A 21,113-nucleotide genomic window follows, 5' to 3' on the forward strand; every position below is an offset into this window, starting at 1 on the left:
AGGTTCTCCCCATCTATGGGGTCTGTTCAAGCACCTTGGCTGTGTAGCTCAGCGGCGCCACTTCCCTTTCAAGATCCAGGTGGTAATCGCCGAAGCGATTGATGTGGCTGGTCCGATAAGGCGACAGACCGGCCAGGATCTCGGGCGTCAGTTCGATCCCCTCCTTCCGCATCTCAGCCAACGTCCGGCTCATACCCTCCACGTTGTGGAGGATGATCATGTTGGCCACCAGCTGGCTGTACTTGATGATCTTGCGCTGCTCGTGTTGGACGTTCTCAGCGATGATCCCTTGGCTGCCAAAGAAGACCCACTTCACGAAGCCGTTGTATTCCTCGCTCTTGTTGGTCGCGGCATTGATCGTTTTGCGGATCTCGTTGTCATCAATGTAGCGAAGCAAGAACAGCGTTCGGACGGCCTTGCCAAGTTCCCGGAATGCGAAGTACAGCTTGTTCTTCCGGCTGTAGGTGCCCAGCCGGCGCAGGATCGAGGACGCGGTGATCTTGCCCAATCGGATTGAGATCACCACCCGCAGCATGTCGTGAAGATGGGTGGCGATCAGTTGCCAGTCGATGCTGTCCCCGAACAGTGCCTGGATGTTTTTATAGGCCCTGCCCGGTTCGGGCCGGAAGAATGTCAGGTCCTTGATGTTTCGGATTCTGGGCATCAGCTGGATGCCCAGCATGTGGGCCAAGCCGAAGACCGGATAGCTTTGGGCCTGCGTGTCGCCATGGACGATCTCAGGCTGGATGTCGGAAGTGTTGGCCAACAGGCCGTCCAGGATGTAGATGCCCTCGTGCACGCCACAGGGAATGAAGTGGCTGAACAGCGCCACGTATTTGTCGGACACATGGTAGTAGCCGATGCCGCCATAGCCGCCGTACCGGATGTGGTACTCCGACAGCAGGTTGTCTTCGTAGACGCTCCACTTGGTGCCATCTGCTGACGCGCTCTTACCGCTGCCCCAATAGCCAGGCAGGTCAAATTTGTTGTAGGTATTGATGACCTCTACGATGGCCTTCTCAAGCACATCCTCGGTCACGTATTTCAGGTTGAGCCAAGCGACCTGGCGCCGGCTGAAGCCCTTGATCGACCGCGCCGTCTGCGTCGGCCCCAGGTTGCAGCCATAGCAAAATAGCGTGGTGATCACGCGTCGGGGCAGATCTTCGACTTGGCTCTCGGTCCCGGCGATCGGGCGGAAAAAACGGTGCAGGTCCAGCCATTGGCTGGCATCGATCAGGACATCTACGATGCTGGACTCTGGGAGTCGTTCGGCGATGAGGCGATCCACGGTGGTAATCGCGCTGGAGACTTCGGCCCGTTGCCCCTTCCGCAGCACCAGGCGCCCATCCAGGATGTCCGCATGAACGTTCTCCGGGAAACGCGCGTCGACCTCATCGGCCAAAGCCGTCAATTGTGCGCGCAACCCCGCCACGAAAGACTCGGCGTCGGTGGGCAGGCCTGACACCTGGCCATAGGCTTCCAGTTCCTGGGCCAAGGTGGCCTCATCGACCAGCTGCTCGCGGTAATCGTCAAAGCGCTCGCTGCTGGGAATGAAGAGATCGCCGGACTTCAGTTCGTCCTTGACCTGCACCAGCACGGCCAGCTCGAAGTACTTACGGTGCATCCAGCCAGCTCCTGCCGCGCTGGCCCGTTTGCCGAACACGTGCTGACGCCAGAGCTTGGACATCCAGTCGAAGTCCTTTTCCGGGTCCAAACCGAGGAAAGCGACCTCGATCAGCTCACGGCGTTGGTTACGCAGCGAGAGCACGGCTGCGATCAAGGGCTCCATGCCGGCATCGTGGCTGGTCGCCCGCAAGTTCATGAGCTCCAGCCCATTGAACAGCAGCGGCCTGACCGCGCCGTAAGGTTGCAGCATGAAAGGCAGGTAGTTTTTCCCTGCGTAGGCCATATGTTCTTCGCATTCGGCCAGCAAGGTGGACACTTCCGCTTCCAGACTATTGTCGATCGCGTCCACGCGCTGGCTATCGCTGCCGTCGAGCTGGTAGGCCTGCAGGATCTCCTTGAGCTGGCCGATGAGGAAGTCGGCGCGTTTGGCATGTTCGAGCTGATAGGCCAGCAGCTTCTGCTGCGCGGTGTTCTCCAGCCCGCGCACCTGCTTGATGAACAACTCTGCCGCATCGTCTAATGTCTTGGCATGCTGGGCGCGGATGAAGATGGTGGCCAGCGCATAGCGCTTGTCCTCACCCAATTCGGCCAACTCGCTGGCGTCATACGCCCGGGCCATTGCACGGAATTGCTTGAGCTTGGGGACCGGTACATCGATTGGAGGCAGTTGCTCCGCCAACTGCTGCAGCATACGGATGTGCTGCAGATAGAACCGGACCTCTTTGTTGGTCGGCCGGCCAGGCTCGCGCTTGAGCGAATGCCAGCCGGTAAATTTGGATCCTTCCGGTGCGCGCAGTAGCTCATCAATCAGCGTGCGCGTGGCAGGCGTCAGTGCGTGGCTGATACTGCGGTAGTAGCCCAGGTTGACCCGTTCGCGCGCCCCGATAGCGGCCATCTCAAGGGTCCGGAAGCCTGGTAGCTCGTAGCGATGGTGCACCAGCTCTTCGAGCAGGACGTTCACGATGTCCGGGATGGTGTGCTTGGTCTGGGCTGCGGCGGTGGCCACTGTGTCCAGCCAAGACAACCCAGATTTGTCCAACGGGCGTACCCCAATGAACTGCCGAAGCTGCGGCATGTGCCGGCGTTTGCTGCCAGAGCTGTCATAGCGATCGAGCTGGTCAGAGGCCAGCACACGCCCGAGACGGGCGGCCTTGGCGATGTGCTGCCGGATCCGCTCAGGTACCTCCGCCAACAGCGTGAAGTAGCCTAAGCGTTGGAAGAGCTTTAGATGGATCAGTACCGCCAGCTGCGGACCCGGCTGGGTGGTCAGCTGCTTGGCAAATGCAATCTCAGCGGCGCTCGGGGTGTAGATCTCCTCCAGTTCCTTGGCGGTAGGATCAGGCTTCAGTCGCGGGTAGGCGGTCTCGTGAAGGGTAGCCATTGGATCCGGAGGTTATGAGGGGGGTCAATCCCAGTGGCGGCCGTCGTCTGTACTGAGAGACGCTTCCAGGAAACACTGGTGCGTATCGGCCATGCGGTGCATGTCATCGAGCAACGTGGCCAGGATTTCATCCAGATCCCGGTCGGGATCGGTGGGAACAGTCAACCGGTACTCGCTGCTGGCGGTGTTCAGCCGCACCGCTTGGAACGGGGCCAAGCAGATCTCTTCGATTCTGCCCCGGGCCTTGGCCGCGCCGCGGCCGGCGCGGGCAAACGGGGTCAGCACCATGCGTAGGAGCAGCTGCAGGGCAGATTTGACCTCGGGCGCCGGCAGCGCCATCGCCGGAGCTGGCGCGGTTGGGCTGGGCAGGCTCGCTTCAATGCGATCCCGGGCGAACGGGTCACGCCCGTCCAGGTAACGCATGGCCGACTGAACATCGCGCCAGCCCACGTACTCCATCAACGCCTTCATGTCCCAGCCCTGATCGTTGGCCCAACTAGCAAAGCCGCGGCGCAGCGAATGGCTGCTGTGGAGCCCCGCATCGGCAAAGCCGGCACTGGCCAGCAACTCGCGCAGCAGGCGCACCAAACTGTTGGGATGGAGCCCTTCGGCACTTACGTGGCCCCACTGGTTGATTGCCCGAAACACCGGCCCGTCTTGCACGTTTGCCGCCTGCAGCCACACTTGGGTCGCCTCTACCGGACACAGCCGCGACAACGCCGGCACCTTATGGGTAACGCCGGCCGCTTGGCGATCGCCCTTGCTGCGCGGCAGGAAGCAGGTCATCCCCTGTCCCGGCACCAGCGTGAGATGGGCCACTTCCAGACGCAGCAGTTCATCGCCACGGAAGCCACGCCAGAATCCGAGCAGCACCAACGCGCGATCCCGCTGATGGCGAAGCGCCGCCGCCCCGTCGCCCCGGGCATGGGCCGCAGCAATCGCTGCGGCCAGCCAGTCATCGAGCTCGACCAGCCGCCGGATCTGCAGTGGCGCAGCCTGCTTGACCCGGGTCGGGTGGAGGGTCTGAATCCCTTTAAGTACCTTGCGCACCAGTGGCGAGCGGGTGGGATCCACAAATCCGTGATCCCGATGCCAAAAAGCGATCGCCGCCAGGCGATGCCGCAGCGTGCTGGTGGCCAGGGTCTGCGCGTAGGTGGCCAAGTACCGCGCCACACTGTCTGGGGTGGCCGGAAGGTGTCCTTGCCACTCGACCTCAAAGTGCCGTAACGCCGAAGCGTAGCTGCGCACAGTGTTCTCGCGGGTGGCGGCATCAATGTACTGATCGAGGATAGTCACCTGGCCCAGAACACGCACGTTTCAAAGGTGGCCGGCCAATCGTCCATCATTCGACGCAACTATGCAGATTGTGCTAGGCTCTCCAGCCAGCGGCCGCAAACAACAGCGGACCCAACTCTACTCCCGAGCCAGTGCCCATAGTGATTACGCCGCCCTAAATCCTGTCATCGGATCAAGCCCGCAAGCGGGCTTAGGGTTGTTATTTCGTAAATCACACTGTTGGCCCGACGACCAGTCGGGACTAGGGATATTCTGTTTTGACTACGCTTACTCGACTGCGCCAGGACTGGCTCGGCAATATTCGTGGCGACTTGCTTGCCGGCATAGTTGTTGCGCTCGCTCTAATTCCTGAGGCCATTGCGTTCTCAATTATTGCCGGGCTTGATCCCCAGGTGGGCCTCTACGCCTCATTCTGCATTGCAGTGGTTATCGCCTTTACCGGCGGTCGTCCGGGAATGATCTCGGCAGCTACCGGGGCCATGGCGCTGCTGATGGTTGGCTTGGTGAAGGAGCACGGACTGCAGTATTTGTTGGCAGCGACGCTCCTAACCGGGATGCTGCAGATCTTGGCTGGCACGTTTAGGCTCGGGGCGTTGATGCGTTTCGTCTCGCGCTCGGTCATCACCGGTTTTGTCAATGCGCTGGCGATCCTGATTTTCCTGGCGCAGCTCCCCGAGCTAACCAACGTCCCTTGGACCGTTTATGCGATGGTCGCCGCAGGGTTGGCCATCATCTATCTGTTGCCACGCGTGACCAAGGTCATTCCCTCGCCGCTGGTGGCCATCGTGGTCCTGACGATAGTCGCGCTCCTGCTCAAGCTTGATATCCGCACCGTGGGGGACATGGGCGAACTACCCGACAGCTTGCCGGTGTTCTTGTTGCCTGATGTTCCCTTGAATCTAGAGACACTGAAGATCATTTTCCCGGTTTCCGCCACATTGGCGGTCGTGGGCCTGCTGGAATCGATGATGACTGCAAAGATCGTCGATGATCTGACCGATACGCCGAGCAACAAAAACCGCGAAGCGGTCGGTCAGGGCATAGCCAACATCGCATCCGGCTTTGTTGGCGGCATGGCCGGTTGCGCCATGATTGGCCAGTCTGTCATCAACGTTAAGTCCGGCGGTCGTGGTCGCCTCTCATCACTGGCCGCGGGCGTATTCCTATTGTTGATGGTGGTATTTGCAGGCCCTTGGGTAAAGCTGATTCCCATGGCGGCGCTGGTCGCTGTAATGATCATGGTCTCCATTGGCACTTTCAACTGGGGTTCACTGGCGGCACTTAAGGCAAATCCCAAGACTTCTAGTGTGGTGATGATCGCCACAGTTATCGTGACGGTGTCCACCCATGATCTGGCAAAGGGCGTTTTGATCGGCGTACTGCTCTCGGGGCTGTTCTTTGCTCGCAAGGTAGGCCAGGTGCTTCATATCGGCTCCACTTCTGAAGAAGGTGGGCGTCTGCGGTGCTACACCGTGACCGGGCAGGTTTTCTTTGCCTCGGCTGACCAGTTCATTGCTAGCTTCGATTTCCGCGAGGCTTTGGAGCGCGTTCAAATTGACGTGGGCCGTGCCCACTTCTGGGATCTCAGCGCGGTGGGCGCACTGGACACGGTTGTGGTGAAGTTCAGGCGTGAAGGTACTGAGGTCGAAATCCTAGGAATGAACGAAGCCAGTGCGACGCTGGTGGATCGCTTGGGCGTCCACGACAAGCCCGACGCCGTCGAGCGGCTGATGGGCCACTGAGGAAGCAACCATGACAGACAAGATTGGACACTCCCATATAGATCACAGCGGCAGTGTATTGGCCGCCACCGACGCATCCGCTTACAGCGAGAGCGTGGCGCATTACGCCGCTTGGGCAGCGCACAGACTGGAAGCCCCGCTGGAATACCTTCATGTGCTTGACCGCCATCCGGAAGCGGCCAGTACCGCGGACTTCAGTGGGAACCTCGGAGCGGATGCCCAGCCCAGGTTGCTGGAAGGGCTCGCCTTGCTGGACGAGACCCGCAGCAAGCTGGGCCAAGAACGAGGCCGCCTAGTGCTGCAACAGGCCAAGGGGATTGCGGCCGCTTTCCATGGCATCGAGGCGGAGACGCGGATGCGGCATGGGTCCTTGGTGGACACCCTCATCGAGTTGGAAGGCGATGCACGCCTGTTTGTCCTTGGCAAGCGTGGCGAGCATGCGGATTTCGCCAAGGGACACCTGGGCAGCCAACTGGAACGCGTGGTACGTGCAGTCCATCGCCCATTGCTGGTGGCGTCGCGCAGCTACACGGAAATCGAACGCGTGCTGATCGCGTTCGATGGGAGCGCCACGACCCGCAAGGGCGTGGAAATGGTGGCGGCCAGCCCGTTGTTCAGTGGACTCGATATCCGTGTGCTCACCGTCGGAGCGACCAATGCCACAAACGAAGCCGCATTGCGCTGGGCGCTGGACACGCTGGCCGCGGCCGGATTGTCTGCGGCCGGCGCGGTGCGACCGGGCGAAGCGGAAGAGGTGATCGGCCATTACATCCGTGACGAGCATGTGGATCTGCTGGTCATGGGGGCCTATGGCCACTCGCGTATCCGCCAGCTGATTGTCGGCAGCACCACCACCACGATGCTGCGCACCTGCCGCGTCCCGGTGCTCCTTCTCCGTTGACGCCAACCACCGGCAGTAAGTCAAATGACCGAAGCATCAACCAAGCATAAATCCACTGAAACAATCAATCGAAACCACCTCCATCGAATGATGGACGAACTGCTGGAGATCGCTGATGTTCGACTGGGCGGTGATCGCCCATGGGATATCCGGTTGCTGGTCGATGGCGTCCCGGAGCGCGTATTTGCACAGGGCAATCTCGGCCTTGGGGAAAGTTACATGAACGGCGCATGGGAGTGCGATCGGCTGGACGAACTGTTCGATCGCATCCTGCGTGCGCGGCTCGATCGCCACGTCAAACCGTTGCGGCTCATGTTTCATTCGCTACGGGCCAAGCTGCTGAATCGGCAGACATCGCGACAGGCCTGGGAAGTCGGCGAGGCCCATTACGACCTCGGGAATGATTTCTACACGGCAATGCTGGACCCGCGCATGACCTACACCTGCGGCTACTGGGCCGATGCGAAGAACCTGGCGGAGGCGCAGGAAGCCAAGCTCGACATGATCTGCCACAAGTTGCGCCTGGAGCCCGGCATGCGGGTGCTCGACATCGGTTGTGGCTGGGGCAGCTTCATGGCGTACGCCGCCGAGCACTACGGCGTTGAGTGCGTGGGGGTGACGGTTTCGAAGGAGCAGACCGCATGGGCGACGGAGCGTTATGCCGACCTGCCACTGGAGTTCCGGCTGCAGGACTACCGCTCCATCAACGAGCGCTTCGATCGCATCGCCAGCGTCGGCATGTTCGAGCATGTGGGTCGCAAGAACCATCGCAGCTACATGGAAGTAGCTCATCGCTGCCTGGCCGATGACGGCCTGTTCCTGCTTCACACCATCGGCAAGAACCGGCGCAAGTCCACTACCGACCCGTGGATCGATCGCTACATTTTCCCGAACGGCGAGTTGCCGTCGATTGGCCAGATCGGTGATGCTTGCGACGAGCTCTTCGTCGTCGAGGATCTGCACAACTTCGGCGCCGACTACGACAACACATTGATGGCGTGGCATGCCAACTTCGAGCAGGCATGGCCTCATTTCGAGGACGAACTGGGGCAACGGTTCCATCGGATGTGGCGCTACTACCTGTTGTCCTGCGCCGGTGCATTCCGCGCCCGCGACCTGCAACTGTGGCAGTGGGTGCTGTCCAAGGATGGGGTTCGTGGCGGCTATCAGCGCCCAGAAGGCCCGAGGTAATCCCCCGTCGTTTGACGGGGGACTTGACATGCTATGATTTAGTGAAATTCACGATACAACACCCCTCCGCCTGTCTCGTCGATCTTGAGGATGGCCTCAAGCTCTACTAGGTGATGTGGTTTCCGCACAATGGGGTGCGGTTCAGAGGGTCAAGACGAGGCTCTCTCATGACCACTCCAATCTAACGCTCACTTCTTGGCCGCGGGCGCAATGCCCGCTTCCGGATGCCGCTCCCGGCATACCGCCTACCAAGATGAGGAGTCACCATGTCCGTACACGTTCAAAGTCTGGACGAATTCTTCAGCATGCTCGTAGAGGAGCAGCGGGACATTCGCATCACCCTCGCCGGTTTGGAAGACGCGGGCCAACCCGTCGCCCTCGATCAGACCACGCAAGGCCGCGTCAGCAGGATCGACGCCATCTCCCAGCAGCACATGGCCAAGGCGGGCAGCAGTCGCCTGATGATCCAGTTGGATCGGATCAAGGCGGCGCTGGATCGCTACGAATCGGGGCGCTACGGCATTTGCTGCCGATGTGAACTCGAAATCGGGCATGGCCGTTTGATGGCCGATCCCGCCGCGCCTTTTTGCCTGGAGTGCACCGAGGAACTGGCCGAGGCGAAACAGCACAACATGCGCCGAAACGCCGGTCGCTGAGTCCGCGCGGCACCCATTGGGCCGCCTCTGCGGTGGTCGGCATATCCTTGTTGATGAAAGGAAAACATAATGAATCTGATGACGAATGCACCGGCTAAATTACCGGTCGTGAAGCGCTGCGCCTTCGGGGCGCATGAACTCACCCTCGAAACCGGCGAGATCGCCAAGCAGGCGTCCGGCGCGGTCATAGTCCGCATGGGCGATACGGTGGTGCTGGTAACCGCGGTCGGCAGCAAGCGCGCGAAAGATGGACTCGACTTCTTCCCGCTCACCGTCGAGTACCGGGAGCGCTTCTACGCAGGCGGTCGTATCCCCGGTGGTTTCTTCAAGCGCGAGGGTCGCCCGACCGAAAAGGAAATCCTGACCTCGCGCCTGATCGACCGGCCGGTAAGACCACTGTTTCCCGATCAGTTCCGCCACGAGGTCCAGGTCATTGCGACCGTGCTGTCCGTCGATCCGTTGATCGATCCCGATATTCCAGCCATGGTCGGCGCCTCCGCCGCGCTGCGCTTGTCGGGGTTGCCGTTCAAGGGGCCGATTGGAGCGGTCCGCATCGGCCGCCACGGCGACAGTTTTCTGGTCAACCCGACCACCGAAGAGCTCAAGGCCTCCGACCTCAATCTGGTCGTCGCCGGCACCCGGCACGGCGTGTTGATGGTCGAGTCCGAAGCCAACGTGCTCTCGGAGGAGATCATGCTGGCGGCGGTGTCGCTTGGCCACCACGCCATGCAGCCCGTGATCGAAGCGATCGAGGAACTCGCCCAAGAAGCGAAGGTGACCAAGTGGGAGTGGAGCCATCCACCACGCGACCTGGCCCTGGCCGATACGGTGCGCACACAGATTGGAAACAACCTCAACAGCGCCTTGCTGATCACCGACCGGATCGCACGCAAGAAACGAGTGCAGGCGATCAGAAATGAAGTGTTGATTGCGCTAGCTGCACCGACGACCTCGGCAACGGGTTGGGAGGTCGCCCAAGTCCGCGCGGAGCTGGACGACCTCGAGTACACCGCTGTGCGCCGCATGGTGCTGCAGGATCGGCGTCGGCTGGACGGTCGCGGTCTCGAAGACGTACGTCCGATCTCGATCCAACTCGGCGTGCTGCCGCGCACTCATGGCTCGGCGGTGTTCACACGCGGCGAAACCCAAGCCATCGTGACCACCACGCTCGGCACTACGCGTGACGGCCAGGTCATCGATGCCGTCACCGGCGAGTACAAGGAACACTTCCTTTTCCACTACAACTTCCCGCCTTACTGCGTCGGCGAGACGGGTCCGATGATCGGCCCAAAGCGACGCGAAATCGGCCACGGCCGTCTGGCCAAGCGTGGCGTCGCCGCGATCATGCCGTCGATGGAAGCATTCCCTTACACCATTCGAATAGTGTCGGAGATCACCGAGTCCAATGGTTCTTCCTCGATGGCTTCAGTGTGCGGCAGCTCGCTGGCCCTGATGGCTGCGGGCGTTCCGGTCAAGGGGCCTGTGACAGGCATCGCCATGGGCCTGGTCAAGGAAGGCGATCGGTTCGCGGTGCTGTCCGACATCCTGGGTGACGAGGACCACCTGGGCGATATGGATTTCAAGGTCGCCGGCACTATCGACGGTATCTCGGCCCTGCAGATGGACATCAAGATCGACGGCGTGACCGCCGAGATCATGGAGGTGGCATTGGCGCAGGCGCGAGAAGGGCGACTGCACATCCTTCGGGAGATGGCCAAGGCCATCCAGGCCCCGCGCGAGCAGATGTCGGAGTTCGCACCGCGCCTGCTGACGATCAAGATCCATCCGGACAAGATCCGCGAGGTGATCGGCAAGGGCGGGGCCACCATCCAGGCGCTCACCAAGGAAACTGGCACGCAGATCGATATCCGGGACGACGGCACGATCGTGATCGCTTCGACCAGCGGCGGAGCCGCCGACACGGCGCGCAGGCGTATCGAACAGATCACGGCCGAAATCGAACCGGGTCGGGTCTACGAAGGTAAGGTGGCAAAGGTGCTTGACTTCGGCGCGTTCGTCACCATCGCGCCGGGCAAGGTCGGACTGGTGCACGTCTCGCAGATTTCTGACGAGCGAGTGGAAAACCCGAATTCCGTTCTGTCGGAAGGGGATGTGGTGAAGGTCAAGGTCCTGGAAGTGGACATGCAGGGTCGGGTTCGGCTTTCGATGAAGGCGGTGGACGGAACGAAAGTGTTGCTGCCGGAGTCGGCGTATGCCGGGGGTTCTGGCGGCTCCCCTCCGGCATGCGTTTTTATTGCGGAGGAACGGTCATGACGCACAGAGAGATCCTTTTCGATAATGATGCGCGGCTGCGCCTGCTGCGCGGCGTCAACATTCTCGCCAATGCCGTCAAGGCCACCCTGGGCCCGAAGGGCCGCAACGTCGTGCTCGAAAAGAGCTTCGGCGCCCCGACCATCACCAAGGACGGCGTGTCTGTCGCCAAGGAAATCGAACTGGCTGACAAGTTCGAGAACATGGGCGCGCAGATGGTGAAGGAAGTTGCTTCCCGCACCAACGATGACGCCGGCGACGGCACCACCACCGCCACCGTGCTGGCCCAGGCCCTGATCCGCGAAGGCGCCAAGGCCGTTGCTGCCGGCATGAACCCGATGGACCTCAAGCGCGGTATCGACAAGGCCGTGATCGCCGCCGTCGCCGAGCTGAAGAACATCTCCAAGCCGACCACCGACGACAAGGCGATCGCCCAGGTCGGTACGATCTCGGCCAACTCCGACGAATCGATCGGCAACATCATCGCCGAAGCGATGCGCCGCGTGACCAAGGAAGGCGTGATCACCGTTGAAGAAGGCTCGGGCCTGGAAAACGAGCTGGACGTCGTCGAAGGCATGCAGTTCGACCGCGGCTACCTGTCCCCGTACTTCATCAACAACCAGCAGTCGCAGACCGCTGACCTGGACGATCCGTACGTGCTGCTGCACGACAAGAAGATCTCCAACGTGCGCGACCTGCTGCCCGTGCTGGAAGGCGTGGCCAAGTCCGGCAAGCCGCTGCTGATCATCGCCGAAGACATCGAAGGCGAAGCGCTGGCGACTCTGGTGGTCAACACCATCCGTGGCATCGTCAAGGTCGTGGCCGTCAAGGCACCGGGCTTCGGCGACCGTCGCAAGGCGATGCTGGAAGACATGGCCGTGCTGACCGGCGGCACCGTGATCTCCGAGGAAATCGGTCTGTCGCTCGAAAAGGCGACGATCAAGGACCTGGGCCGCGCCAAGAAGGTGCAGGTCTCCAAGGAAAACACCACGATCATCGATGGCGCCGGCGAGAAGGCCAACATCGAATCGCGTGTCACCCAGATCAAGACCCAGATCGAAGACACCTCGTCGGATTACGACCGCGAGAAGCTGCAGGAGCGCGTTGCCAAGCTGGCCGGCGGCGTGGCGGTGATCAAGGTCGGTGCGTCGACCGAGATCGAGATGAAGGCAAAGAAGGCCCGCGTCGAAGACGCCCTGCACGCCACGCGTGCGGCGGTGGAAGAAGGCATCGTCCCGGGCGGCGGCGTCGCGCTGCTGCGCGCCAAGGCCGCGATTGCAGGCCTGAAGGGCGCCAACGAAGACCAGAACCACGGCATCCAGATCGCCCTGCGCGCGATGGAAGCACCGCTGCGCGAGATCGTCGCCAACGCCGGTGAAGAGCCATCGGTCGTGGTCAACAAAGTCAAGGAAGGCAGCGGCAATTTCGGCTACAACGCCCAGACCGGCGAATACGGCGACATGGTCGCGTTCGGCATCCTCGATCCGACCAAGGTCACCCGCTTGGCCTTGGAGAATGCGGCCGCTGCTGCCCGCATGTTCCTCAGCAGCGGCGTCGCGATTGCCGAAGCAGAACCGCCGGGCGCGGTGCAATCGGAAGACGGCTGATGTCCCGCCTCAACACGATCCTGCGCCTACCGGTCATCCATCGGGCTGATGCGACCGAGCTCGGCCCGTATTGCCTGGAACAGGTGCATCTCGAATTCGCGAACGGGGAGCGACGGCTCTACGAGCGGCTCCACACCCGCTCACCTGGAAGCGTCATCATCGCCGCGATGCCCGATCCGCACACGGTACTTTTGATTCGCGAGTACGCGGTGGGCACCCATCGATACGAACTTGGCCTGCCCAAGGGACGTATGGACCCCGGCGAGTCGATTCTCGAGGCCGCCAATCGCGAGCTGAAGGAAGAGGTCGGAATGGGCGCCAAGGTTATGCGCTATCTGCGGCCACTGACCTTGGCCCCCACCTACATGAGCAACGCCATCCATCTGGTACTGGCGGAGGACCTGTACCCGGAGCGCTTGCCGGGGGACGAACCCGAAGAGCTCGAGGTGGTCCCTTGGCAGCTCGATCGCCTCCACGAATTGGCCCTGCGCGAGGACTGCTCTGAAGCGTGCTCGATCGCGTCGCTGTTCATCGTGCGCGAGGTGATGCGGGAGCGTGGGGGTTAGACGTCCGGCATCAATGCCTATCGAGCACGCGGTCGACGTCCGCGCCGATCAATTGCCGATTCGACCGGAGGTGAGGGGTTCATGAACGTGATGGTTTCCCCTGCGCTGCACGCGACCCACGGCTTGGGAGTGTCGCAGTGCTCGCAGTACATCGTCCGCGCCGATGGCTTGAGGTAGATCGTGACGGTCCGGCTGTCATCCTCAGGCCACGCCACGCGCTCTACCCGATAGCCTTCCCGGCCATCCAGCTTTTCGATCGTCTTCCGGTCCAGCATGGCTGCATCCTCGAATCTAGGAAATCAGGCCTCAAGGGCACCGTTGGTCAGCCGAGGCTCCACGGTAATCCGCAAAGAACCATTTTTACACGGACAACCCCTAGTCCGCGCGACCCACGGCTTGGGAGTGCTCGCGTGTGGCTGTGAAGCAAATCTTCGGTGCACGTTCCTGCGCCATCTGCAGGTTGACGCGACTGGGTGCCAGGTAGACCAGGGCTCCGGAAGCATCGAGCGCAAGATGGGTTGCCGCCTTCTCACGGAACTCTTCGAGATCGGAATCGCTCTCAGCCTGGATCCAGCGCGCAGTGTGGATCTGGACCGGTTCGAAACTCGCTTCCACGCCGTACTCGTCCTTTAACCGATAGGCCACCACCTCGAACTGCAGGGTTCCGATTGCCCCGAGGATCAGGTCGTTGGACAACAGTGGCCGGAAAAACTGCGTGGCTCCCTCTTCAGACAACTGGGTCAGACCCTTTTGCAAATGCTTGAGACGCAACGGGTCCCGCAGGCGGATGCGCCGGAACAGCTCGGGGGCAAAGCTCGGTATGCCGGTGAACTGCAACGGATCGCCGACGGTGAACGTGTCGGCGATGGCGATCGTGCCGTGGTTATGAATGCCAATGACGTCGCCCGGGTAGGCGTGCTCGGCCAACTCACGCTCGGACGCCATGAACGTCAAGGCATCGCCAAGCCGCATCTCCTTGCCCGTGCGGACATGGAGTGCCTTGATGCCGTGCTGATAGCTGCCGGAGCACACGCGCAGGAAGGCGACGCGGTCGCGATGCAATGGATCCATATTGGCCTGGATCTTGAACACGAAGCCACTGAAAGCCGGCTCCTCTGGCGAAACCTTCCTCAGGGATGCGTCGCGTGGCTTGGGTGCCGGCGCATGCGTGACGAAGAAGTCGAGCAGCAACTGGACACCAAAGTTGTTCACCGCCGAGCCGAAGAATACCGGAGTCTGCAGACCTGCCAAATACAGTTCGCGATCGAAGGGATGAGACGCGCCCTGAACCAGGGCCAGCTCCTCCCGGACCTCATCGAGGAGCTGCGCTCCGACGCGCTTGACCAGTGCAGGATCCTCTATGGATGGGAAGATCGTCGAATCCTGTCGCGTGAAGTTCTTGCCAGTTTCGAACAGGTGGACCTCGCCGGTCATCAGATGGATCACGCCCTTGAGCCTCGATCCCATGCCGATCGGCCAGGTGATCGGTGCGCAGGGGATGTCGAGGACGCGCTCGACCTCGTCCAGCAGTTCGACCGGCGACTTGCCTTCGCGGTCGAGCTTGTTGATGAAGGTCATGATCGGCGTGTCCCGCAGCCGACAGACCTCCATCAGCTTGATCGTGCGCTCTTCCACGCCCTTGGCGCAGTCGATGACCATCAGCGCCGAATCGACCGCGGTCAGCACACGGTAGGTGTCCTCGGAGAAGTCGGCATGCCCCGGCGTATCGAGCAGGTTGACGATGCGGCCATCGTAGGGGAACTGCATCACCGACGAGGTGACCGAAATGCCGCGTTCCTTCTCCAGCGACATCCAGTCGGACGTGGCGTGCTTGGCTGACTTCCGGGACTTGACGCTACCGGCCTGGCGAATGGCGCCGCCAAACAACAGAAACTTCTCGGTCAGGGTGGTTTTCCCGGCATCCGGGTGCGAAATGATGGCAAACGTGCGGCGGCGCGCGGCCTCCGCGGTATGGGTCGGCATAAGACTCCCTCAAGCGCTGTGCGCTGTAACCACGTCTTGACGATCTAGGCCCAGGCTGGGTCTAGGGCGGCATTGGCGTGGTCGTGGGAGAAGAATGGGCCATTCGCGCTCAATTTTAACCCAGCACGAGGCCCCTCTGGATGGCCTGGTCGATAGAGGTGCCATAGGCGTCTGCAGGGGCGTCTCCTCTCGGACCGTTTCGTACGTGCCACCGGTGAAATCTGGAGCAAAAAGACGATCAGGCGGGATAATTCAATATTATCCCGCCTGAAATTAGGACCGACATGCCGATCTATCCACCCGTTGAGTAGTACGTAATTACATGGTATGTAATACATTACGAAATAAACGGAGAGGACGCATGGCTCGGTCTGGCTTGTACAAAAGCGATGTGCAGCGTGCCCGGGACAGCCTCCGGGCCGAAGGCAAGAACCCCTCGGTAGACGCCGTCCGCGTGGCGCTGGGCAACACGGGGTCCAAAACCACCATCCACCGCTACCTGAAGGAGCTGGACGAGGAGGAAGGGCAAGGCGTAGGCGCCAAGATCGCGGTCAGCGACGCCTTGCAGGATCTGGTCGCTCGTCTGGCCGAGCGGCTGCACACCGAGGCCGAGGCGGTGGTTGCCCAGGCACAAGAGCGGTTCCAGGTCGCGCTACACGAGCGCAACCAAGCGCTGGAGCAGGCCCGGCAAGAGGCCGGCAATCTCAGTGCGCAGCTTCAGCGCACCGAAACAGTGCTGCAGGCTGAACGCGGCACGGGCGAAGCGCTCAGGCGGGAGATGGCCAGCCGTGCCACTGACCTGGCCCAACTGGAGGAGCGCATTGCGGGCCTCACGGCGCGGCTGGCGGAGCACGAAAGCCACGCGCGCTCCTTGGAGCAGAAGCATGAGCATGCCAGGGAATCCCTTGAGCACTACCGCACCTCGGTCAAGGATCAGCGCGAGCAGGAGCAACGCCGGCACGAGCACCAGGTCCAGGAACTGCAGGTCGCCCTGCGCCAGGCCAACGAAGCGTTGACCGCCAAAAACCACGACTTGGTACAGCTCAACCGGGAAAACGGCCAGTGGCTGGAGCGTCACACCCGACTGGAAAAGGAGGTGGCGCAGCTGCGCCAGACCATCCAGACGCAACAGGGCGAGCTCGATACGCTGCGCCTGACTGCGGCCGAACACCAAGCGTTGCAGGTGCGCTGGGGTCAAGATACGCAGAGTTTGGACGCCCTTCGACAAGAGCTTGTGCAAGCCCGGACCGCGTTGGCCCAGGAGCGCGAACGACGCGAGCACGCCGAGGCGGAGACGCTGCGCGCCACAGTGCGCCTGGGCACCTTGGAGCCACTTTTGGCCCAGCTGCAGCCGGCAAGTAACAGCGGTAAAGGCTCCAAGCGGATCTCATCGGAAGAGACGCCGTCGCCATAGCCTAGATAAAGACACTAGGCACAACGATCGCAAGGAGCTTTGGCATGAGCGTAGTAACCACCACACCCCCGGAGATCACCCGCGCCGTGCGGCGCCTGACCGATTCCGTCGTGCGCGGCGCAGAGCCCGTCTATCTGCCTGTGCAGCCGGAAGCCGATGCGATCGTGCATGAGTGCTTTCCCAACGTGCAAGCGAAGATCACGCGGGACGGCGGCCAGATGCGGTGCGGTTGGCAGCTGTGGGAATGGTCGCACGTGCTGGTGGAGGCAGAATTCCATGCCGTGTGGGTCAGCCCCGAGGGTGAAATGGTCGACATCACGCCAAAGCCTGAAGGTGAGACACGCATTCTCTTTGTGCCGGATCCGCGCAGACGCTACGAGGGCCTGGCCATCGACAACGTCCGCATGCCGTTACGCGATGACCTGCTGATCAAGCACTTCATCCAGATGTCTGAAGCGATAGTCCGGGTGATGAACCGCGGCGAGCGAGCATCCCAATATGGAGAGGTGAGCGTTCCCGCCCATGAAATCCAGCCCCTTCTGCACGCTAGGGATTTTTTGGGCCAATCACTCGGTGCGGGACTGCGCGAGCATACGCCGTGCCTGTGTGGCAGCGGCAGCAAGTACAAGCGCTGCCATGGCGCGCAAGTAGAAGCGTTCTTCTGCCGTTGACGGTGGTGCCCCCGGTCGGAATCGAACCGACGTGTACGCGCTTATCTGGCGCGTGCTCTCACCGGAGTATAAGGCCGGCGCTCTGACCAACATGAGCAACAGGGGCGTGATCGATCAATGCGATCACGCCGGTATTCGGTGGTCGAGCTGGCAGATGTGGCTCATGGCGCAAGCATACCCAATCCGCCCAAAGCATCAAAGCACGCAGAGCCTCTATACCCTGAAAGGAAGTAGTCCCGTCGTTACAAAACGCCCCTCCGACCTCGTCGCCATTGGGCGCAGCGGCCACTATGCGGGGATAGTGGGTTTATTAGCTGTTGCCTAGGTTGTCACTTCCCGCCCTAGGCAGGGTGCTCTCATCCATCTTCGGGCGCTTGCCGATAGGTAACGCCCCGCTGACCATGTATACGACGTCCTCGGCTATGTTGGTTGCGTGGTCACCAACCCGCTCGATGTTCTTCACTACGAACAGCAGGTGAGCCAAGTCAAATGCGGAGGCGCGGTCGTCGGCCATGCACTGCACGATATCCTTGAACAAGATCGTGTGCATCGCGTCAATTACTGCATCTTCCTCCCAAACGCGGTAAGCCGAATGAATGTCCATCGTGGCAAAGGACTCCCGCGCTGATTTCAGCTGCAATAGCGTGAGCTCGGCCATACGCTGCATAGGCTCCGCAAGCTCTGCTGGTATCGGAGCCTCGCTCATTGCCATCGAGCGTTTGGCAATGTTGTAAGCAAGATCGCCCACGCGCTCCAGGTTTGAACTAATTCGGATTGCTGCCATCACATGGCGAAGGTCGATCGCTAGCGGCTGTCTACGCGCGATCATGCTCACAGCGTCGCTATCAATCTGCGCCGCAAGCCGGTTCAGTCGCTCCTCACGCTCTGCCACTTCCTTGGCCATTTGCTCGTTGCCACGCCGTAGCGACCAGACGGCATCCGTAAGCTGCTGTTCGGCAAGGATGCCGAGCTCAAGGATGTGTGAAGTAAGCCCCCGCAGCTCGACATCGAAAGACTGGACAATATGGTCGGTCATGACCTTTGCTCCTCAGCCGAAACGGCCGGTGATGTACTCGTGGGTCTTCTGCTCTTTCGGATTAGTAAAAAACTCCGCCGTAGGGCCACTCTCAATGAGCTGTCCCATGTGCATGAATGCCGTCCTGTCCGAGATCCGCGCAGCCTGCTGCATGTTGTGGGTAACAATGACGATGGTGTACTGCGCACGCAACTCGTCGATCAGCTCTTCAATCCGCGCAGTTGCAATGGGATCGAGTGCAGATGTGGGTTCATCAAAGAGAATGATCTCGGGGTTGGGCGCCAGCGCCCTGGCTATGCACAGACGCTGCTGCTGACCGCCGGACAACTCGAATGCTGACTTACCCAGCCTGTCCTTCACCTCATCCCAGAGGGCCGCTCCGCGCAATGCGCGTTCGACATGCTCAGTGACAACTGATTTGTTGCGCACACCGCGAATCATGATCCCTGAGGCCACGTTGTCAAAGATCGATTTCGGGAACGGATTTGGCTTCTGAAAAACCATGCCAATGCGCAGCCTCACGCGCATCGGGTCCACATCCGGCCCTACGATATTCAGGTTCTCCGGCATGAGGGTGATCGCGCCGGAGTACCGGTTGTTCGGATACAGGTCATGCATCCGGTTGAAGCAGCGCAGTAGCGTACTTTTGCCGCAGCCCGAGGGGCCGATCAGCGCAGTGACCTGATTGCTGCCGATCGACAGGTTGATGTCCTTCAGCGCGTGGAACTTGTCGTAATGGAAGTCAAGCCCACGAACCTCAGCACGCACCGTCGCATCGTGCGCGGGGGTTGAGGTGCGTTCGGCCACGGGAACCGGAATTGAGATGGTCGAGTGATTCATGTTGTCTCCGTGGATCACCGCAGGCGGCGGCGAAGGCGGTAACGCAGCCAGATTGCAAAGCCGTTCATCAGCAGGGTCATACCCAGCAGCACCAGCCCGGCGGCAGCTGCATTCACGTGAAAGCCAGCCTGCGGTCGCGACACCCAGTTGAACATCTGGATGGGCATCACGGTGAAGGGGGAGCTGAGCCATTCAAAACTGATGAAGGGAGCAGATGCCTGGATTGGTGATGGCGGCAGGAAGGCAATGAAGGTCAGTGCGCCGATGGTGATGATCGGCGCGGTTTCGCCAATGGCCCGCGACATGCCCACGATGGCGCCAGTCAGGATTCCCGGACGCGCGGCGGGAAGTAGAAAGATGCTGACGGTCTGCCACTGATCTGCCCCCAGCCCGAAAGCAGCCTCGCGGATGTCTTGAGGAATGGCGCGCAGTGACTCGCGGGTCGCGACAATGATGATGGGCAGGATCAGCAGAGCAAGCGTCATGCCCGCGACCAGGATCGTTTGGCCGAGCCCGAACATTTGGACGAAGAGGCCCAGTGCCAGCAGTCCGAAAATGATCGAAGGAACGCCAGCAAGGTTGGTGACATTGACCTCAATAAAGTCGGTGACCCAGTGCTTCGGGGCGTATTCCTCAAGATAGACGCCTGCGGCGACCCCCACCGGCACGGCAAGGACCCCGGTCACCAGCATGACAAGGCAAGTACCGATCCAAGCCGAGAGAATACCGGCCGACTCAGGTCGGCGAGAGGGGAAGTTGGTGAAAAAGTCTGGAGTGAGTCTGGCCGCGCCGTCGACTACGAAGTCGGCTACAAGCGCCATCAGAATGGTCAGGGTCAGGAACAGTACCAGCAGCCCGAGCACGGTGAAGCACAAGTCTGAAACTCGTGCGCGCCGTGTAATTGCAGCATCGTCAAGGCCCATGGGCTCGATGTGGTCGCGCATCAGTAGGCCTCCCGGTAGCGCTTGCGGAGCCAGAAGGCGAAGAGGTTGAAACTGAACGTAAGTGCGAAAAGCGTCAGTCCGGCGGCGAAGATGGTCTGATAGGCAATCGACTCATGTGGAAGATCGCCCATGCTCAACTGCACGATGTATGAGGTGATAGTTGCTGCACCCTCGAGCGGATTGGTCGCTATCCTGGCCTGCTGGCCGGCAGCGATAGCCACTACCATAGTCTCGCCGACCGCGCGCGACATTCCGAGCAGGTAAGCGGCGGTGACGCCCGAGAGCGCAGCTGGCGTCACCACCTTCAATCCGGTCTGAAGGCGGGTGAATCCGAGTGCGTATGCCCCCTCACGCAGCGAATCAGGCACGGCGCGCATAGCGTCTTCGCTCATGGATACGATGTAGGGCAAGATCATGATGCCGATGACCACCCCAGACACGAGCAGGTTGAAGCGTGCCAGACCCGGGATGAAGGATTGAAAGATGGGCGTCAAGAACAGCAGAGCGAAGTACCCAAAAGCGACCGTTGGTACGCCTGCAATGAGCTCGAGGAACGGCTTTACCACTTCGCGGAGTCTGGGCTTGGCGAACTCGCTGAGATACAACGCGAGAATCGTGCCGGCAGGCACGGCAACAACCAAGGCAATGGCCGTGGTCATCAGCGTACCCGACAGTAGTGTCATGATCCCGAAGTGCTTCTCTTCGAAGACGGGCGTCCACTGCGTATCGGTCAGGAAGTCCACGATGGACACCTGAGTGAAGAACTTCAAGCTCTCACTGAGTAGGACGTAGAGGATGCCGAAGGTGACCAGAACTGATAGCGCCGCTGCGACGAACAGTACCAGGCGAATGCCTGTGTCGATGGCATGGCGGCGGCGCAGAAATGCGTCGCTTGGCTGAAGCGGGACAGGACCCACATCGAGGAAGGAACCACTACTTTTCATCAGACGGCCTCAGCCAGCGCGCACATCGCTGTGCGCGCCGACCA

16 protein-coding genes, 1 tRNA gene and 1 pseudogene are annotated in these 21,113 nt (G+C 61.0%); 9 read left to right on the forward strand and 9 right to left on the reverse strand.

The window, feature by feature from the left end; translation table 11 throughout:
- Nucleotides 1–13 precede the first annotated feature (13 nt).
- Together QMX78_RS00865 and QMX78_RS00870 are read right to left on the reverse strand one after the other, a co-directional pair.
- Nucleotides 14–3,007, reverse strand: a complete 2,994-nt coding sequence (locus tag QMX78_RS00865) for a Tn3 family transposase (protein ID WP_005413434.1) — start codon at nucleotides 3,005–3,007, stop codon at nucleotides 14–16.
- 24 nt (nucleotides 3,008–3,031) lie between these two features.
- Nucleotides 3,032–4,303: a site-specific integrase gene (locus tag QMX78_RS00870; RefSeq protein ID WP_032967196.1), complete on the reverse strand. Its 1,272-nt coding sequence runs from the start codon at nucleotides 4,301–4,303 to the stop codon at nucleotides 3,032–3,034.
- A 257-nt stretch (nucleotides 4,304–4,560) separates the two neighbouring features.
- Here QMX78_RS00870 and QMX78_RS00875 point away from each other — a divergent pair, with 257 nt between their 5' ends.
- From QMX78_RS00875 to nudE, 7 genes are all read left to right on the forward strand, one after another.
- Nucleotides 4,561–6,045: a SulP family inorganic anion transporter gene (locus QMX78_RS00875; protein ID WP_086016262.1), complete on the forward strand. Its 1,485-nt coding sequence runs from the start codon at nucleotides 4,561–4,563 to the stop codon at nucleotides 6,043–6,045.
- A gap of 10 nt (nucleotides 6,046–6,055) precedes the next feature.
- Nucleotides 6,056–6,946 (forward strand): universal stress protein, encoded by an 891-nt coding sequence (locus QMX78_RS00880; protein ID WP_046272807.1) that lies wholly within the window; start codon nucleotides 6,056–6,058, stop codon nucleotides 6,944–6,946.
- A gap of 24 nt (nucleotides 6,947–6,970) precedes the next feature.
- Nucleotides 6,971–8,137, forward strand: coding sequence for a cyclopropane fatty acyl phospholipid synthase (gene cfa, locus QMX78_RS00885; RefSeq protein ID WP_005413430.1), 1,167 nt, complete (start codon nucleotides 6,971–6,973; stop codon nucleotides 8,135–8,137).
- 266 nt (nucleotides 8,138–8,403) lie between these two features.
- Nucleotides 8,404–8,793: a TraR/DksA C4-type zinc finger protein gene (locus QMX78_RS00890; protein ID WP_046272806.1), complete on the forward strand. Its 390-nt coding sequence runs from the start codon at nucleotides 8,404–8,406 to the stop codon at nucleotides 8,791–8,793.
- A 78-nt stretch (nucleotides 8,794–8,871) separates the two neighbouring features.
- Nucleotides 8,872–11,067, forward strand: coding sequence for a polyribonucleotide nucleotidyltransferase (pnp, locus tag QMX78_RS00895; protein ID WP_100443866.1), 2,196 nt, complete (start codon nucleotides 8,872–8,874; stop codon nucleotides 11,065–11,067).
- The gene (gene groL / locus QMX78_RS00900) at nucleotides 11,064–12,671 is read left to right on the forward strand and encodes a chaperonin GroEL (protein ID WP_005413427.1); all 1,608 of its coding nucleotides are present in this window, start codon (nucleotides 11,064–11,066) and stop codon (nucleotides 12,669–12,671) included. Before pnp ends, groL begins: the two co-directional genes overlap by 4 nt.
- Nucleotides 12,671–13,237 carry an ADP compounds hydrolase NudE gene (gene nudE, locus QMX78_RS00905; RefSeq protein WP_032966771.1) on the forward strand — a complete coding sequence of 189 codons (567 nt, stop codon included), beginning with the start codon at nucleotides 12,671–12,673 and terminating at the stop codon, nucleotides 13,235–13,237. Before groL ends, nudE begins: the two co-directional genes overlap by 1 nt.
- A gap of 134 nt (nucleotides 13,238–13,371) precedes the next feature.
- On the opposite strand, the pseudogene QMX78_RS00910 reads toward nudE, so the two are convergent.
- Nucleotides 13,372–13,512, reverse strand: a pseudogene (locus QMX78_RS00910) (ISL3 family transposase); the annotation flags it as partial.
- A 100-nt stretch (nucleotides 13,513–13,612) separates the two neighbouring features.
- Nucleotides 13,613–15,220: a peptide chain release factor 3 gene (locus QMX78_RS00915; RefSeq protein ID WP_282265684.1), complete on the reverse strand. Its 1,608-nt coding sequence runs from the start codon at nucleotides 15,218–15,220 to the stop codon at nucleotides 13,613–13,615.
- A 361-nt stretch (nucleotides 15,221–15,581) separates the two neighbouring features.
- Here QMX78_RS00915 and QMX78_RS00920 point away from each other — a divergent pair, with 361 nt between their 5' ends.
- Nucleotides 15,582–16,634 (forward strand): DNA-binding protein, encoded by a 1,053-nt coding sequence (locus QMX78_RS00920; protein ID WP_062167462.1) that lies wholly within the window; start codon nucleotides 15,582–15,584, stop codon nucleotides 16,632–16,634.
- Between the two features lie 44 nt (nucleotides 16,635–16,678).
- A complete protein-coding gene (locus tag QMX78_RS00925; protein WP_062167460.1) occupies nucleotides 16,679–17,305 on the forward strand; it encodes an SEC-C domain-containing protein in 627 nt (208 codons plus the stop codon).
- Nucleotides 17,306–17,308: 3 nt separating this feature from the next.
- Here QMX78_RS00925 and QMX78_RS00930 read toward each other — a convergent pair.
- From QMX78_RS00930 to pstC, 5 genes are all read right to left on the reverse strand, one after another.
- Nucleotides 17,309–17,411 (reverse strand) — tRNA-Ile (locus QMX78_RS00930).
- A 204-nt stretch (nucleotides 17,412–17,615) separates the two neighbouring features.
- Entirely contained in the window at nucleotides 17,616–18,341 is a 726-nt protein-coding gene (gene phoU / locus QMX78_RS00935; protein WP_019184709.1) for a phosphate signaling complex protein PhoU, read from the reverse strand.
- 12 nt (nucleotides 18,342–18,353) lie between these two features.
- Entirely contained in the window at nucleotides 18,354–19,181 is an 828-nt protein-coding gene (gene pstB, locus QMX78_RS00940; protein WP_074038423.1) for a phosphate ABC transporter ATP-binding protein PstB, read from the reverse strand.
- 14 nt (nucleotides 19,182–19,195) lie between these two features.
- A complete protein-coding gene (gene pstA, locus QMX78_RS00945; RefSeq protein ID WP_082332067.1) occupies nucleotides 19,196–20,125 on the reverse strand; it encodes a phosphate ABC transporter permease PstA in 930 nt (309 codons plus the stop codon).
- A complete protein-coding gene (gene pstC / locus QMX78_RS00950) occupies nucleotides 20,125–21,069 on the reverse strand; it encodes a phosphate ABC transporter permease subunit PstC (RefSeq protein ID WP_172837734.1) in 945 nt (314 codons plus the stop codon). Before pstC ends, pstA begins: the two co-directional genes overlap by 1 nt.
- Nucleotides 21,070–21,113 lie beyond the last annotated feature (44 nt).

It is taken from the genome of Stenotrophomonas sp. PS02298 (assembly GCF_029959445.1).
GTDB lineage: Bacteria > Pseudomonadota > Gammaproteobacteria > Xanthomonadales > Xanthomonadaceae > Stenotrophomonas.